This is a genomic window from Streptomyces sp. MK37H (genome assembly GCF_018035285.1).
Classification (GTDB): domain Bacteria; phylum Actinomycetota; class Actinomycetes; order Streptomycetales; family Streptomycetaceae; genus Streptomyces; species Streptomyces endocoffeicus.
The window spans coordinates 1-16,349 of the sequence record NZ_JAAAYH010000194.1 but is presented as its reverse complement, the minus strand read 5'-3'; the positions used below and the strand labels follow the sequence as shown (position 1 = coordinate 16,349).

Here is a 16,349-nt window from a genome sequence, read left to right as displayed (position 1 = left end):
CGTCCGATGGGACCTTCGACCAGGCGTCGTCGAGCCGTTCCCGGTCGTCGGACCGGATGCCGTCGGTGAGCGCCAGGGGCATGGAGAAGACCACGTCCTCGACGGCCGTGGACTCGATGTCGACCTGGTCATGGCCGAACTCGGCCAGCCGGTCGAGGAGTTGGTGGACGAGAGCGTCCGGGACGCTGGCGCCGGAGCTGACGCCGACGGTGGTCACGCCCTCCAGCCAGCCGCTGTCCAGCCGGGAGACGTCCGGGACCAGCTGGGCGGGGGTTCCGGCGTCGCGGGCGACATCGACCATCCGCTGGGAGTTGCTGGAGTTCTCCGAGCCCACCACCAGCACCAGATCCGCCTGCTGGGCGAGGGACTTGATGCCGTTCTGCCGGTTCTGGCTGGCGTAGCAGATGGTGTCGGTCCCGGGGCCGGCGATGTCGTCGAACCGCTCGGTGAGGGCGCGGACGATGCCGGCGGTCTCGTCCACCGACAGGGTGGTCTGGGTCAGATAGGCCACCGGGGTGTCCCGGGGCAGGTCCAGCCGTTCGACGTCCTCGACGGTTTCCACGACCAGGGTTTCCCGCGGGGCCTCCCCGCGAGTCCCTTCCGTTTCCTCGTGTTCCGCATGCCCCACGAGCAGCAGTACCCGGCCGTCCCTGACCACCCGGCGCGCCTGCTGGTGCACCTTGGCCACCAGAGGGCAGGTGGCGTCGATGACCTGCAGATCCCTTGTGGACGCGGCGGTGCGGACGGCGGGCGCGACACCGTGTGCGGAAAAGAGGCACACGGCCCCTTCGGGAACGTCGTATTCCGATTCCACAAAGCGTGCGCCCTTGCGCTCCAGGAGGCCGACGACGTAGTGGTTGTGGACGATCTGTTTTCGAACATAAATAGGCGGCCCGTATACCTCGAGCGCCCGCTCGACCATGGCAATGGCGCGGCGGACGCCCGCGCAGAAACCACGGGGTTCGGCGAGGATGACGCGTTTGCGGGGCGCTCTCGTATCGGGCTGGGAGGTCTTCGTGCTTAAGTGCATGACGTATTTCTCCAACGCCGGCTTGCGGCTCGGATGAGAATGGGCGCGTCGCTGTGCGGCCAGGCCGCCATAAGGCGGTCATGGCTTTGTCCTGCCGTTTGCGGATGGCTGTCGAAGGGTCGGCGGCCCAGCGGTCAGCAATTGCTCACACGGCCATAAAAGCCGGTCTGACCTGGGAAAATACCGAGAGAACCACTACCAGGAGGCAGGGCGTTAAGGGCGGTCTCCGGAAGCCGGCGCTCGGAGACGATGCGATCGAAGAGACATTCACTTACCCCCGTAAGTCTCATGTGAGTTCTACGCCATCCGTTGCAGTGCCCCCGCCGGATAAGCGCAGGTCGAAAACACTATAGAAGGCGAGTCCGAGTGCAAGTCTTACGCATGTGACCTTCGTCACGTTCCGAAATGTCGGCGGAACTGTCGCTTACGGTTACACCCCATTGCTAAGCTCCCTGTCGCGTTGAATCGACCGTGTCGTCGGCTGCGCAACGGGGGCTCTGAACCGGAAATTCCGGCAGTAACCGCTGGTAATCCCTTCCGAGTGATGGAGAAATTCACTCGAAGGAGTGACGGACGTATATCCACCATTTCTATCTCCGCTGGTCGCGGTTTTGCGACCGGGAGCGGATGCGTCTGTTTCCTCGGTTCCGCCGACCCGTCCGGCCCGCCGGTTCGGGGGTCCCCACGGGTGTCCCGCGCCGCCTCGGCGCTTCAGCAGGATGTGTCCGGCTCGACCAGTGGAGGCTTCCTTCCATGACCGCTCCCGGCCCGACCGCGGAGAAGGTGACCGCTCAGCAGCCGCCGTGGCCCGACCCGGACCGGCTCGAAGAGATCCGGCACGCCCTGAGCGGCCGCCCCGCGCTGATCCCCCCGGAGGAGAGCGAGCAGCTCACCCGGCGGATGGCCGCGGTGCAGCGCGGCGAGGCCGCCGTCCTCCAGGGCGGGGACTGCGCCGAGCTGTTCGCCGACGCCGCGCCGCGGGTGGTGCGGCGCAAACTGGGGCAGTTGCGCGAGCTGTCCACGGTGATCCGCACCGGTCTCGGCCTTCCGGTGGTGACGATGGGCCGGATCGCGGGCCAGTACGCCAAGCCCAGATCGGCGCCGTACGACGTGCTCGCCGACGGGAGCCGGTTACCCGTCTACCGGGGAGACGCGGTCAACGGCGCCGCCGCCGACCCGCGCGCCCGGATCCCCGACCCGGACCGGCTGCTCACCGCCTACGACCGCGCGGCCGCCGTGCTGTCCACGATGCGGAACGAACAGACGGCCCACGACGACGCCGAGCGGATCCACGCCTCCCATGAACTGCTGCTGCTCCCCTATGAATTGCCCCTGGTCCGGGCGGCCGCCGACGGCGGCGGCTTCGCCTCCTCCCTCCACTTCGGCTGGATCGGCGAGCGGACCAGGGACCCCGAGGGGCCGCACATCCGGCTGGCCGCCTCGATCCGCAACCCCGTCGGCGTCAAGGTCGGGCCCTCCGCGACCCCCGCGGACCTGGTGGAACTGGCCCGGCTGCTCAACCCCGAGCGCCGGCCCGGCCGACTGGCCTTCATCGTGCGCATGGGCGCGGACCGGATCGGCCGGCTGCTGCCGCCGCTGGTCGAGGCGGTCGCGGAGACCGGGATTCCGGTGGTCTGGCTGAGCGATCCCATGCACGGCAACACGATCCGCTCCGGAAGCGGTCACAAGACCAGAACCCTGTGGGCGATCCGCGAAGAGATGGCCGCGTTCCACCGGATCCTGCGGGACCGCCGTCAGTGGCCCGGCGGGCTGCACCTGGAGATGACGCCGGAACCGGTCACCGAGTGCGTCGCGGAGGCCGGGGACGCCGGGACCGCCGCGTTCCCCCGGTTCGGGTCTCCCTGTGACCCCCGGCTGAACCCCGAGCAGGCCGCCGAAACGGTCCACGCGTTCACCTCGCTGCTCCGCGCGGGGTGAACCGTGCCGGTCATCCTTAAGTTCCGATAGGTTCGAGGTTTCGATGCGCACGCTGCTGGTAGACAACTACGACTCGTTCACCTACAACCTGTTCCACTATCTGGCCGAGGTGGGCGGCCGGGAGCCCGAGGTGATCCGGCACGACGACCCCGGCTGGAAGCCCGAGATGCTGCGGGACTTCGACAACGTCGTCATCTCCCCCGGACCCGGCAGCCCCGAGCGCGCGGCCGACTTCGGCGTCTGCCGCGACATCGTCCTCGAAGGCGCCCTGCCGCTGCTCGGCGTCTGCCTGGGCCATCAGGGGGTGGGCCTGCTGAGCGGCGCCCGGGTGGTCCGGGCTCCCGAGCCCCGGCACGGCCGGCTGTCCCGGGTGACCCACGACGGCACCGGCCTCTTCACCGGACTGCCCAGCCCCTTCGACGTCGTCCGCTACCACTCGCTCACCGTCACCGACCTGCCCGAGGAGCTGCGGGCCACCGCCTGGACCGAGGACGGTGTGCTGATGGGGATCGCCCACCGCGAACGGCCCCTGTGGGGCGTGCAGTTCCACCCCGAGTCCATCTGCACCGAGCACGGCCGGCTGCTGCTGGGCAACTTCGCCGGTCTCACCCGGTCCTGGCAGACCCGGCAGGGAGTGGAACCGGCGGCGCGGCGGCGCGGCACACGCTCCTCCCTCCGCGGCGGCGCGGAGCCCACCGCCGCCCCGCGCGCCACCCCGCGGTCGCTGCGGGTGCTGGTGGAGACCCTGCCCACCCGCTGGTCCGACGAGGTGGTCTTCGACCGGCTCTTCCGCGCCGACGGACACGCCTTCTGGCTGGACAGCAGCGCCACCGGGGGCGAGCGCGGACGGTTCTCGATGATGGGGGACGCCTCCGGGCCGCTCGCCCGGGTCGCCACCGCCGACACCTGGGCGGGCACGGTCACCGTCACCGCGGGCGGCTCCCGCGAGGTGCTGCGCGAGGAGTTCCTGACCTGGATCGAGCGCGACCTTCGCGGCGCCCGGGTCCAACTGCCCGCGCTGCCCTTCGACTTCGCCCTCGGCTGGACGGGGTACCTCGGCTACGAGCTCAAGGCCGAATGCGGCGGTGAGCGGACCCACCGCTCCCCGGAGCCCGACGCCGCGATGGTCTTCGCGGACCGCGCCGTGGTGTTCGACCACCAGACCTCGACCACCTACCTCCTCGCCCTGGCGGAGGAGGGCGAGCAGCGGGGTGGCGAGGAGCAGGCCCGGGCATGGCTGCGCGGGACCGCCGACCGGCTTGCGGAGCTGGCCGGGCGGGAGCCCAGCCCCACCCCGCTCACCACCGGCCCGGACGAGGTACGGCTGCGCCATGACCGCGAGCGCTACCTGGAGATGATCGCCACCTGCCAGGAGCTGATCACCGCGGGGGAGACCTATGAGGTGTGCCTGACGAACATGGCCGAGGCCGACGGCCCGGTGGACCCGTGGGCCGCGTACCAGTACCTGCGCCGGCTCAGCCCCGCGCCGTTCGCCGCCCTGCTCCGCTTCGGCCCGCTGTCCGTGCTGAGCACCTCGCCCGAGCGCTTTCTGCGGGTCTTCCGGGACGGCACCGTGGAGTCGCAGCCGATCAAGGGCACCCGGCCGCGCGGCGGCTCCCCGGCCGAGGACGAACTGGTGCGGGTGGACCTCGCGACCAGCGAGAAGGACCGCTCCGAGAACCTGATGATCGTCGATCTGGTGCGCAACGACCTCGGCCGGACCGCGGAGATCGGCTCGGTGCGGGTGCCCAGGATATTCGACGTCGAGACCTATGCGACGGTCCATCAGCTGGTCAGCACGGTACGCGCCACACTGCGGCCGTCCACCTCCGCGGTCGAGAGCGTGCGCGCCGCCTTCCCCGGCGGGTCGATGACCGGCGCGCCCAAGATCCGAACCATGCAGATCATCGACGATCTGGAGGCGGGGCCGCGCGGGGTGTACTCCGGCGCCATCGGCTACTTCTCGCTGTCCGGGGCGTGCGATCTGAGCATCGTGATCCGCACCCTGGTGGTGACCCCGGACCGGGTCCGGTACGGGGTGGGCGGGGCGATCGTGGCGCTGTCCGACCCGGACGAGGAGTTCGAGGAGACGGCCGTGAAGGCGACCCCGCTGCTGCGGCTGCTGGGCGCGGAGTTCCCCGGCCGGGTGGGCACCGAGACGGCGGCGGCCCGCTGAGCGTCCGCCGCGGCCCCGGACACCCCCTGGGCCCTGTCCGGCGGATCTTCGCGGGGCCCGCGACGCCTGGCACGGCGCCCCCGGCTACCGCTGGGAGGTACCCCGCACCAGACGCCGCGGGCCCCGCGGCGGCAGCCGCTGAGGTCACAGGCGCGAAGATCCACCGGACCGGGCCTAAGCGCTTGCTCACTCTCCGTGTAGGGTGTGCGCCATGGATGCGGAGCCGAAGAACACCGGAGGCAAGGCCGAGCCCTGGGGCGACATCACCCCCGACGCCGCCCGGCGGCTGGTGAGCGCCGCCGTGCACGCCTTCGCGGAGCGTGGCTACCACGCCACCACCACCCGGGACATCGCCAGCCGCGCCGGAATGAGCCCGGCCGCGCTCTACATCCACTACAAGACCAAGGAAGAGCTGCTCTACCAGATCAGCAAAGTCGGCCATGAGCGGGCCCTGACGATCCTGGAGCGGGCGCGGGACAGCGAAGGCAATCCCGCCGAGCGGCTGGCCGACGCCGTCCGCTCCTTCGTCCGCTGGCACGCCGAGCACCACACGACCGCGCGCGTGGTGCAGTACGAGCTCGGCGCGCTCGCGGAGGAGCACCATGCCGAGGTCATCGCGGTCCGCAAGGCCACGGACGGGGCGGTGCGCTCGATCATCGAGGACGGGGTGAAGGCGGGCGTCTTCGACGTTCCGGACGTCCGCGGCACCTCGGTCGCGGTGCTGTCCCTGTGCATCGACGTCGCCCGCTGGTTCAACGCCGGCGGGCGCAGCACCCCCGACGAGGTCGGCGACCTCTACGCCGGGCTGGTGCTACGCATGGTGGGCGCCGGCGACGGTCAGCCGTAGAAGCGGACGACGGACTCCGCCACGCACACCGGCTTGTCGCCGCCCTCCCGCTCCAGGGTCACCGTCAGCGTCATCTGCAGACCGTCCTTGACCTCGGCCACCTCCACGATGCGGCCGGTGGCGCGCAGCCGGGAGCCGACCGGGACGGGGGAGGGAAAGCGGACCTTGTTGACCCCGTAGTTGATGCCCATGCGCACGCCCTCGACCCGCAGCAGCTGCGGGGTGAACGACGGCAGCAGGGACAGCGTCAGATAGCCGTGCGCGATCGTGGTGCCGAACGGACCGGCGGCCGCCCGCTCCGGGTCCACATGGATCCACTGGTGGTCGCCGGTCGCGTCGGCGAACAGATCGATGCGCTTCTGGTCGATCTCCAGCCAGTCGCTGGAGCCGAGTTCCTCGCCGACCGCGGACCGCAGTTCATCGGGCGAGGTGAAGATCCTGGGCTCTGCCATGCGTGCCTCCCGGGCAACCACTCACTAAGCGACTGCTCAGCATGGTGGGCTGACCAGGACCCTGTCAACGCGGCCCGCGCCGACGCGGCCATCGGCGTGCGTCGGCGATCGACGGCAGTCTCAGGGGATTCCGGCGCGCTCGCCGGTCGTCCGGTGCTCAAAGGTTCCGACGAGCGCGCTCCCGGCCGGGGCGGCCGGGTGTCATACGGTGGCGTACCGGCTCATCCGGACCACGCGCCGGGCCGCCGCCAGGGCCTCGGTGGTCAGCAGCGGCAGCGGCACCACGATGCCGCAGTCCGCGCAGACCGGCCCGGCCGAGGGATAGCGGTCCAGATCCTCGCGCCAGACCAGGCCCGGTCGGACGCATACCGGGCAGGCCGCCCCCGGGCCCGACTCCATCGCCGCGATCAGCCGTCGCAGTACATCCGCGAGGCGGTCGTCGGGATGGGTCGAGGGGCTCTCGCAGGGAATGATGTCGCATCCGCCCCAGGTGCGCAGATGCCAGTCGTCGACAGCGCTCGGCTGCCGGATGCCGAGAAGTTTCTCCTGCCTGCGCCGGGCGGCGAAGTCCGCCTCGTACGCGAGCCACAGTGTGCGGGCCTCCTCGAGCTCCTCAAGGGCGGTGAGCAGTCGTAGGGGGTCCGGCCTGCGATCCTCCGGGGTGATCCCGGAGCGGGTGCACAGATGATGCCAGGTCGCCCGGTGCCCGTACGGCGCGAACCGTTCCAGGCATTTGCGCAGCGATGTGCGCCGGGCGGTGATGTGTCTGCGTGGATTGCGAACCTCTCGTGCGAGTGCTCTGAAACCGGCCACTTCCTACCACCTCCGCGATTGCGGACCCGACTCGTTGTCGAATGGACGTAACGCAGCGCGATCCGGATCCATCGAATTCCCTGGATCTTCGCGGGCAGTCCTCATCCGTCCGCAGCCGGAAAGAAGTTGACGTCCGCTCATCTTCCGGCCCGCAAGTACCGCCGGTAACCTCCGTCCGACGGCAATCGGGAGGAGCGCACATGCGACGACGAACCCCCAGGCCCACCAGAACCCGCAAGCTCACCAGTACCGTGCTCGCCGTGGCCGCCGCGCTCGGCCTCGGCATCGCCCTCGCGGCCCCGGTGCCCCAGCCGGCCCGGGCGGAGCCCGCCGCGGCGGCGGCCACCGACTACTGCCGGGGCCAGTGCTCCGACATCCTCCCGCCGGGCGCCACCGGCAACGCAACCCTCGCCGACATCCTCGCCAACCGGGTGCTGGGCACCCATCCCGAGCACAGCACCGACCAGCTCGGCCCGTACGGCAATCTGGCGAGCGGCTACCCCACCCTCACCGACGACAAGCTGAACAGCTTCTTCAACGACTCCTCCTTCGGAGTCCCCGCCGACCAGGTCGCCTCGGTGACCAAGCCGCGCGACGACGTCACGATCACCCGCGACAAGAAGACCGGCGTCCCGCACATCCAGGGCACCACCCGCGAGGGCACCGAGTTCGGCGCCGGATACGCCGCCGCCCAGGACCGGCTGTGGCTGATGGACCTCTTCCGTCACGTGGGCCGCGGCGAGCTGACCCCCTTCGCCGGCGGCGCACCCGCCAACCAGGGCCTGGAGCAGGACTTCTTCCGCCAGGCGCCGTACACCGAAGAGGACTACCAGGCGCAGATCGACTACATCCTCACCCACGGCGGAGAGCGCGGCCGCCAGGCGCTGGCCGACGCCCAGGCGTATGTCGACGGCATCAACGCCTACGCCAAGAAGTCCAAGGACGGCCGGTACTTCCCCGGTGAGTACGTGCTCACCGGCCATATCGACGCGATAACCAACGCCGGTGAGATCCAGCCGTTCAAGCTCACCGACCTGATCGCCCTCGCCTCCGTCGTCGGCGCGCTCTTCGGCAACGGCGGGGGCGGCGAGGTGGAGGGCGCGCTCTCGCTGCTCGCCGCCCAGCAGAAGTACGGCCTCGCCGAGGGCACCAAGGTGTGGGAGTCCTTCCGGGAGCGCAACGACCCGGAGGCGGTGCTGACCGTGCGCGAGGGCAGCTTCCCGTACGCGGGGAAACCCGCCGACCCCAAGGGCACCGCCCTGCCCGACGCCGGCTCGGTCACCCCCGAACAGCTCGTCTACGACCGCGAGGGCGGCGCCGCCACCAAGGCCCGCACCCAGGTCAAGGCGCCCAAGTCGTCGCTGGAGCCGCTGCGCGGCATCTACGACGACGGGGTGCTGCCCCGCGATCTGTTCAGCCGCAAGAAGGGCATGTCCAACGCGCTCGTGGTCTCCGGCAAGTACACCGCGAGCGGCCACCCGGTGGCCGTCTTCGGCCCCCAGACCGGCTACTTCGCCCCGCAGCTGCTGATGCTCCAGGAGATCCAGGGCCCGGGGATCAGCGCCCGCGGCGCCTCCTTCGCGGGGGTCGGGATGTACGTCCAGCTCGGCCGGGGCCAGGACTACGCCTGGAGCGCCACCACCTCCGCCCAGGACATCACCGACACCTACGCGGTCGAGCTGTGCTCCCCGGACGGCTCCGCGCCGTCCAAGGACTCCACGTACTACCGCTATCGCGGTGCCTGTGTGCCGATGGACAAGCTGGAGCGGCGCAACGCCTGGAAGCCCACCCTCGCCGACTCCACCGCCGCCGGCTCGTACCGGATGCAGGTCTACCGCACCAAGTACGGGCTGGTGACCCATCGCGCGACCGTCGGCGGCAAACCGGTGGCCTACACCATGCTGCGCTCCACCTACCGCCACGAGGCCGACTCCATCGTCGGCTTCCAGATGCTCAACGACCCCGGCTATGTGACCGACGCCAAGTCCTTCCAGAGCGCGGCGCAGCACATCAACTACACCTTCAACTGGTTCTACGCCGACTCCCGGCAGACCGGGTACTACAACAGCGGGCTCAACCCGGTGCGCGCCTCGGACGTCGACTCCTCGCTGCCGGTGAAGGCCGAAACCGCCTATGAGTGGCGGGACTTCGACCCGAAGGACAACACCGCGGCCGCCACCCCGCCCGCCGAACACCCCCAGTCCATCGACCAGGACTACTACATCAGCTGGAACAACAAACTGGCCAAGGACTACAGCGCGGCCGGCTTCGGCAACGGCTCGGTGCACCGCGGCAACCTCCTCGACGACCGGGTGCGCGCCCTGGTCCGCAAGGGCGGTGTCACCCGCTCCGCCCTCACCCGGGCCATGGCCGAGGCGGCCGTCACCGATCTGCGCGGCGAGGACGTGCTGCCGGAGCTGCTGAAGGTGGTGCGCTCCAAGCCCGTCGACGACCCCCAGCTGGCCACCGCCGTACAGCAGCTGGACTCCTGGCAGTCGGCGGGCTCACAGCGCCATGAGACCAGCGCCGGCTCGCACACCTACGGCCATGCCGACGCGGTACGGATCATGGACGCCTGGTGGCCGCTGCTGGTCGAGGCCGAGTTCAAGTCCGGCCTGGGCGACGGGCTCTACGACGCGCTGCGCGCCAATCTGTCCGTCGACGAATCGCCCTCGGCCGGGCACGGCCCCACCGGCTCGCACGCCGGGTCGTCCTTCCAGTACGGCTGGTGGTCCTATGTCGACAAGGACCTGCGCACGGTCCTCGGCGAGGACGTCAAGGGCCCGCTGGCCCGCCCGTACTGCGGCGGCGGGCAGCTGAGCGCCTGCCGTGACGCCCTGCTGACCAGCCTGAAGACGGCCGTGGGCAAGACCGCCGCGCAGGTCTACCCGGGGGACGACAACTGCTCCGCGGGCGACCAGTGGTGCGCCGACGCCATCATCCACCGGCCCGTCGGCGGGCTCACCCACGACAAGATCAGCTGGCAGAACCGGCCCACCTTCCAGCAGGTGGTGGAGTTCCCGGCGCACCGCTGAGGCCATGAGCGGGCGGGGCCTCGCATCCGGCGGGGCCAGGCCATGAGGGGCGGAGCCTCGCATCCGGCGGGGCCCCGCCCCCAGGTCCGTCCGCTACCCCTCTCCGATCCGGCCCGCGCGCAGCACCACCCGGGCCAGCTCCTCATGGCAGATGTCGCTGTGCGCCCCGGCCGGCGGCACACCGTGCCGGACCACCTCCGAGACATCGACGCTCACACAGCCCCCGGCCGGGAACGGGCCGTCCAGCGCCTCGGCCAGCTCCAGCCGCGGGCAGCCCTCCACCGCCTGGACGCCGTCGTACCCGATCGCCCCCCAGCGGATGTCGCCGGGCAGCAGCGAGGCATCGTCCCAGGAAACCCGCGACGCCACCGGATACAGCAGCCCCAGCGCCGTGTCATGGCGCGAATGGCAGGACACCACCGGACCGCCGACCCGGCGCGGGGCGTCGAGCAGCACCCCGCCGCGGTCGGCGGCGTGCGGCAGCCGCTCGGCGAAGGCATAGTGCGAGAACGCCCCCTGGAGCAGGGTCACCGATGCCACCGTGACGCTCTCCTCCAGACCGGTCAGCGCGAACGACACCAGCCGGCCGCCGAAGCTGTGGCCGACCAGATGGATCCGCGGCGCGGGCCGGAGGGCCGCGAGGGCGCCGAGCACCGGCCCGAGGCCCTCGCGCCCGACCGTGCCGGCCCGCCGCTTCATCACGTAGTACGTCCCCTGGCGCAGCAGTTCGTGCGCCCCGTCCCAGAGGCCGCCGAGCGCGCTGTCGAAGACGGCGCGGCCCTCCGCGTCGGTCTTCCCGCGCGCCTCGGTGAGCGCGGCGGCGAACCGCTCGCAGACCTCCGTCACGTCCTCCCCGAACATCGCCGGTACGCCGTCCTCGTCCGGCTCCGCGCCCGTGTCCGCCGCGTCCCCCGCGCCGCCGGACATCCCGCGCACCCGCACCAGACCGCGCACCAGCACCGCGAACTCGTCCAGCGCCGCCAGCCGTTCCGGCCGCTCGGCCAGCAGCTCCGCGAGGCGCGCCACGATCTGCTGCCGCCCCGGGAAGACGACGTCCAGCGCCCGGTGGGTCTCCGCGTCGAGCCCCGGCGGTGCCCCGGGCGCCTGCTCCCGGGGTAACCCCCCGAGCGACTCGTCGGCGAACCGCATCGACGGCCACACCACTCCCAGATAGCCCGGCCGCGCCGGGCCCGCCTCGCCGAGCAGCCCTGGGAAGGGCGCGAAGAAGCGGTCGTACAGTCGTGTGGCCATCGTCCGGGTGTTGTTCCAGCCGTGCGCGAACACCACCAGATCGGTGAGCTCCTGCTGCGCGGCCTGTTCCAGCAGCCGGTCCCGCTGCCGGGTGTCGACGTCCCCGTCCGCGTCGAATCTCAGCTCCCAGTACGGCCTTACGCTCATCCCCGTCATCGTTCTTTCCCCTCGGATGGTCCGATGTGCGTGCATCGTCCCAACTGCCCCGACCGCTGGCCATACGACACGCATACGGTCGCCGTCGGACAATCGGCCAGCCGTTCGACTTACCCGGAATGGGACGGGCGGAACCTGGAATGCCGGGCTCCGTCACCATCCCGCGATAGGGAATTCCCGAATATCCATCGGAAGAATATCGCCGCTGTTCTCGGGATCAGTTCATGACAAGGCGCTGCACTATGCTGCGAACGGAAACGTCATTGGGGTGCCGAATACTCTTCGAGCGGAAGGCCGGAATGCCCTTAAAGGATCGATGGCAGTACCCGACGGCGCTGCTGGACACCACGATGGACCAGCTCAGGACGTTGCTCGCGGTCCATGAGGCGGGCACCGCGCTGGGCGCCGCCCGGCTGCTGGGGCGGGAGCAGTCCAGTGTGCAGAAACAACTGGACACCCTGAACCGGAACTTCGGCGCACTGTGCGGAGAGCCGTTGGTGGTCAAACGGGGACGCAGTCAGAATGTGCTCTTCACCGCGACCGGGGAGTCACTCGCCGGACTCGCACGCGGCACCCTGGATGACTGGCGGGAGGGGCTGCACGACTGCCGCCGCCGGCTCGGCAGCCGGCTCGTGGTCGGCTCGACCCGTTACACCCTCGGCTTTCTGCTGAATGCCGTGGAGCTGGTCACCGAGGAATTCGACGGCCGGGGCGTCGAGCTCAAGGTCGAGCATGTGCGCACCCGGGATCTGCTCCAGCGGCTCGACGCCAAGGAGCTCGACCTGGTCTGCGGCAGCGTCCTCACCACGGCGGGCCACGACGACCGGCTCGACGGCTTCGAGGTGATGGAGTGGCGGCGCAGCGGGCTGTCCCTGGTCACCAACCTCGACGCCGAGGAGCTGCCCGGGCCCTCGGTCCCGGTGAGCGAGCTGCCCCGGCTGCCGCTCGCGGTCTCCGCCGACGGCCTCATACCCGGCTTCCTGCGCGGCTGGTTCGGCGCCCGCTACCGCCAGGAGCTGCACATCGCGGCCGAGATCGACACCGTGCAGTACGGTCTTGAGCTGCTCTCCTCGGGGGTGCTGCGCGGCTGTGTGCTGGTCACCGAGGGCATCGGCGACGCGGTGGCCGACGGCCGGATCCGGGCCGGGGCCGGGCTGCGCACCCTGGAGCTGACCGACGGCATGGGGCCGGAGCTGGAAGTGCTGGTCGGGGTGTTCGTACGGGCCGGGGAGCGCACCGCGCAGGACGCCGGACATCCGCTCAATGTGCTGTGGAGCGCGCTCGCCGGGGAGAACGCGCGGTGGCGCAGCGTCATGCGCAAGGAGCGCCCCGGCCGGTAACCCGCCCGCCGTCGGCGGGTAACCCCTCGGCGGTCCGTGGGGTGGCAGATGTGCCTCTTCCGTTTACACATACCGACTGGTTAGTCTGCGCTGGGCGGAAGCCGGGCCGGGCGGGAGCCGAGCCGGGCGGACGCCGATCCGAGCCGAGCCGATCCGAGGAGCTGCGAATCGTGGGTACCGTGCGTGGGGCGCGAGTAGTGGTCACCGGAGCGGGCGGCGGCATCGGCGCCGCCCTCGCCCGGCGCTTCGCCGCCGAGGGCGCCCGGGTCGTGGTCAACGACCTCGACGCCGCCAAGGCCGCCTCCGTCGCCGGGGAGATCGGCGGGATCTCCGTCCCCGGTGACGCCTCCGGTGTCGTACCCGCGGCGCGCGAGGCGCTGGGCGGCACCATCGACATCTTCTGCGCCAACGCGGGGGTCGGTCACGACGGCGGCCCCGAGGCCGACGAGGCGCTGTGGCAGCAGTCCTGGGACGTCAATGTGATGGCCCATGTGCGGGCCGCCCGGGAGCTGCTGCCCGAGTGGCTGGAGCGCGGCAGCGGCCGCTTCGTGGCCACCGTCTCCGCCGCCGGGCTCCTCACCATGATCGGCTCGGCACCGTACGCCGTCTCCAAGCACGCCGCGCTCGCCTTCGCCGAATATCTCTCGGCCACCTACCGCCACCGCGGCATCGGCGTCCACGCCGTCTGCCCGCAGGGGGTGCGCACCGACATGCTCACCGCATCCGGGACCGCCGGGGAGCTGGTGCTGGCGCCCACCGCGATCGAGCCCGAGCAGGTGGCCGACGCCGTCCTCGCAGGGATAGACGAGGAGCGCTTCCTGATCCTTCCGCACCCCGAGGTGGCCCGCCACTACGCCTCCCGCGCCGGCGACACCGACCGCTGGCTGGGCGGCATGAACAAGCTGCAGCGCAAGCTCGAAGAGCTCGAGGCGGCGTCCGGGACCTCGGGCTGACCCCACGGCCCGGCGCTCCCGTATCTTGCGTAGCTCCCGCCCCACCACCCTCACCCCCGTCGAGACAGGGCCGCACCCATGACCACGTACCAGGACCAGCCATGGCTCGCTCAGCTCAATGAGAAACAGCGCCGGCCGATCGTCCCGCGGCCGAGTCCGCTGCACGCGTTCCGGGCCGCCGTGCGCACCGCCCCCGACCATCCGGCGCTCGCCTACTTCGACGGACGGCTGACCTACCGGGAGGCCGATGAGCTCTCCGACGGCATAGCCGGCCATCTCGCCGAGCGCGGCTTCCGGCCCGGCGACCGCGTCGCGATCATGCTCCAGAACACCCCGCACTTCGTGCTCGCGCTGCTGGGCGCGTGGAAGGCGGGCGGTACGGTCGTCCCGGTCAACCCCATGTACAAGGGCGCCGAGCTCGCACACATCCTCGGTGACGCCGAGGTGAGCGCCCTGGTCTGCTCCCGCCACGGCTGGGAGGACTACATACGCGACACGGCCGCCGCGTCACCGGTGCGCATCGCGCTCACCGCCGACGCCCGCGACCTCCAGACCCGCGACGACGAGCGGGTGCTGCGCGACCAGCCCATCCCGGTCCCCGAGGACACCGAGGACCTCCTCGCCGTCGCCCGCGCCGGGGCCCGCCCGCCGTCCGTGCCCGCCCCGAGCCCCGACGACATCGCGCTGATCAGTTACACCTCCGGGACCAGCGGCACCCCCAAGGGCGCCACCAACACCCACGGCAACATCTCCTACAACGCCGACCGGCAGCACCTCCTCCATGAGCTGCCCACCGGTTCGACGCTCTTCGCGCTGGCCCCGCTGTTCCACATCACCGGCATGGTCTGCGAGCTGTGCGCGTGCATCTCCGGAGCCGGCACCCTGGCCCTGGCCTACCGCTTCGAGACCGGCGTCGTCCTCGACGCCTTCGCCGAGCACCGCCCCGTCTACACCGTGGGCCCCTCGACCGCCTTCATGGCGCTGATGGCCCACCCCCGGGCCACCCGCGACCACTTCTCGTCCTTCCGCATCATCTCCTCCGGCGGCGCCCCGCTGCCGCCCGCGCTGGTCGAGCGGTTCCAGTCCGGCTTCGGCCCGTATCTGCACAACGGCTACGGGCTCACCGAGTGCACCGCGCCCTGCGCCAGCGTCCCGCCCGGGGTCCGCGCCCCCGTCGACCCCGTCTCCGGCACCCTCGCCGTCGGCGTCCCCGGAGCCGACACCATCGTGCGCATCGCGGACGACGAGGGGCGGGACGTGCCGTTCGGCGAGCAGGGCGAGATCGTCGTCCGCGGCCCGATGGTGGTGCCCGGCTACTGGCGGCGCCCGGAGGCGACCGCGGCCGCCCTCCCCGACGGGGAACTGCGCACCGGCGACATCGGTTTCATGGACGAGGGCGGCTGGCTGTACGTGGTCGACCGCAAGAAGGACATGATCAACGCCTCGGGGTTCAAGGTGTGGCCGCGTGAGGTCGAGGACGTGCTCTACACTCACCCCGCCGTGCGGGAGGCGGCCGTCGTCGGCAAACCCGACGCGTACCGCGGCGAGACGGTCAAGGCGTATGTGAGCCTCCGATCAGGGGCCGGGGTCACACCGGACGAGCTGTCCGCGTACTGTGCGGAGCGGCTGGCCGCGTACAAGTACCCCCGCGAGGTTGAGATCCTGCCCGAGCTTCCGAAGACGACCAGTGGCAAGATCCTCCGGCGGGAACTGCGAGGATGAGAGAGAAGAGGAAGAGAACGGGTGGCGACCATGGCCAGAGCGACGGACGGTGACGGACAGCCGGTGCCACAGCGGCTGCTGGCCGCTGCGACCCGCCTCTTCGCGGAGCGGGGCTACGACCGGACGTCCGTACAGGAGATCGTCGAGGCGGCGGGCGTCACGAAGGGCGCGCTCTACCACTACTTCGGCTCCAAGGACGATCTGCTCCACGAGATCTACAGCCGGGTGCTCCGGCTCCAGCAGGAGCGGCTGGACGCCTTCGCGGACGCCGACGCGCCGGTGGAGACGCGGTTGCGGGAGGCGGCGGCCGATGTCGTGGTGACCACCATCGAGAACCTCGACGACGCGACCATCTTCTTCCGGTCGATGCACCAACTCAGCCCGGAGAAGCACAAGCAGGTGCGCGCCGAGCGGCGCCGCTACCACGAGCGGTTCCGCGCGCTGATCGAGGAGGGGCAGCGGGCCGGGGTGTTCAGCTCCCGGACCCCGGCGGACCTGGTGGTGGACTACCACTTCGGCTCCGTCCACCACCTGGGCACCTGGTACCGGCCCGGCGGCCGCTGGGCCCCCCAGGAGGTCGCCGACCACCTGGCCGACCTCCTGATGCGCGCGCTGCGGCCGTAAGGAAAATCCAGC

Annotated in this window: 12 protein-coding genes; 8 read left to right on the top strand and 4 right to left on the bottom strand. The window is 71.1% G+C overall.

Annotated elements, in window-relative coordinates; genetic code table 11:
• Nucleotides 1-1,030 (bottom strand): 4-hydroxy-3-methylbut-2-enyl diphosphate reductase (gene ispH / locus GWI24_RS25085; RefSeq protein ID WP_210948178.1); only part of this gene is annotated, 1,030 nt, incomplete at its 3' end.
• A 753-nt stretch (nucleotides 1,031-1,783) separates the two neighbouring features.
• Here ispH and GWI24_RS25080 point away from each other — a divergent pair.
• The 3 genes from GWI24_RS25080 to GWI24_RS25070 all read left to right on the top strand — a co-directional run bounded on the left by GWI24_RS25080 (nucleotide 1,784) and on the right by GWI24_RS25070 (nucleotide 5,991).
• Entirely contained in the window at nucleotides 1,784-2,968 is a 1,185-nt protein-coding gene (locus GWI24_RS25080; protein WP_210948177.1) for a 3-deoxy-7-phosphoheptulonate synthase, read from the top strand.
• A gap of 43 nt (nucleotides 2,969-3,011) precedes the next feature.
• On the top strand, nucleotides 3,012-5,144 hold the full coding sequence (gene pabB, locus GWI24_RS25075; protein ID WP_210948176.1) for an aminodeoxychorismate synthase component I: 2,133 nt from the start codon (nucleotides 3,012-3,014) through the stop codon (nucleotides 5,142-5,144).
• Nucleotides 5,145-5,355: 211 nt separating this feature from the next.
• On the top strand, nucleotides 5,356-5,991 hold the full coding sequence (locus tag GWI24_RS25070) for a TetR/AcrR family transcriptional regulator (protein WP_210948175.1): 636 nt from the start codon (nucleotides 5,356-5,358) through the stop codon (nucleotides 5,989-5,991).
• On the opposite strand, the gene GWI24_RS25065 is transcribed toward GWI24_RS25070, so the two are convergent.
• Entirely contained in the window at nucleotides 5,982-6,443 is a 462-nt protein-coding gene (locus GWI24_RS25065) for a MaoC family dehydratase (RefSeq protein ID WP_210948174.1), read from the bottom strand. The two genes, GWI24_RS25070 and GWI24_RS25065, sit on opposite strands and share 10 nt — an antisense overlap.
• A gap of 201 nt (nucleotides 6,444-6,644) precedes the next feature.
• The gene (locus GWI24_RS25060) at nucleotides 6,645-7,256 is read right to left on the bottom strand and encodes a hypothetical protein (protein ID WP_210948173.1); all 612 of its coding nucleotides are present in this window, start codon (nucleotides 7,254-7,256) and stop codon (nucleotides 6,645-6,647) included.
• Between the two features lie 200 nt (nucleotides 7,257-7,456).
• Between GWI24_RS25060 and GWI24_RS25055 the strand changes: the two genes are divergently transcribed.
• A complete protein-coding gene (locus tag GWI24_RS25055) occupies nucleotides 7,457-10,291 on the top strand; it encodes a penicillin acylase family protein (protein ID WP_210948172.1) in 2,835 nt (944 codons plus the stop codon).
• 93 nt (nucleotides 10,292-10,384) lie between these two features.
• On the opposite strand, the gene GWI24_RS25050 is transcribed toward GWI24_RS25055, so the two are convergent.
• Complete coding sequence (locus GWI24_RS25050) at nucleotides 10,385-11,698, bottom strand: serine-threonine protein kinase (protein WP_210948171.1); 1,314 nt, start codon at nucleotides 11,696-11,698, stop codon at nucleotides 10,385-10,387.
• A 299-nt stretch (nucleotides 11,699-11,997) separates the two neighbouring features.
• Here GWI24_RS25050 and GWI24_RS25045 point away from each other — a divergent pair, with 299 nt between their 5' ends.
• From GWI24_RS25045 to GWI24_RS25030, 4 genes are all read left to right on the top strand, one after another.
• Nucleotides 11,998-13,038, top strand: a complete 1,041-nt coding sequence (locus GWI24_RS25045) for a LysR family transcriptional regulator (RefSeq protein ID WP_210948170.1) — start codon at nucleotides 11,998-12,000, stop codon at nucleotides 13,036-13,038.
• Nucleotides 13,039-13,208: 170 nt separating this feature from the next.
• The gene (locus GWI24_RS25040) at nucleotides 13,209-13,991 is read left to right on the top strand and encodes an SDR family oxidoreductase (protein ID WP_210948169.1); all 783 of its coding nucleotides are present in this window, start codon (nucleotides 13,209-13,211) and stop codon (nucleotides 13,989-13,991) included.
• Nucleotides 13,992-14,069: 78 nt separating this feature from the next.
• Nucleotides 14,070-15,713: an AMP-binding protein gene (locus tag GWI24_RS25035; protein WP_210948168.1), complete on the top strand. Its 1,644-nt coding sequence runs from the start codon at nucleotides 14,070-14,072 to the stop codon at nucleotides 15,711-15,713.
• Between the two features lie 30 nt (nucleotides 15,714-15,743).
• Nucleotides 15,744-16,337 carry a TetR/AcrR family transcriptional regulator gene (locus GWI24_RS25030; protein ID WP_210948167.1) on the top strand — a complete coding sequence of 198 codons (594 nt, stop codon included), beginning with the start codon at nucleotides 15,744-15,746 and terminating at the stop codon, nucleotides 16,335-16,337.
• The last annotated feature ends 12 nt before the right edge of the window (nucleotides 16,338-16,349 follow it).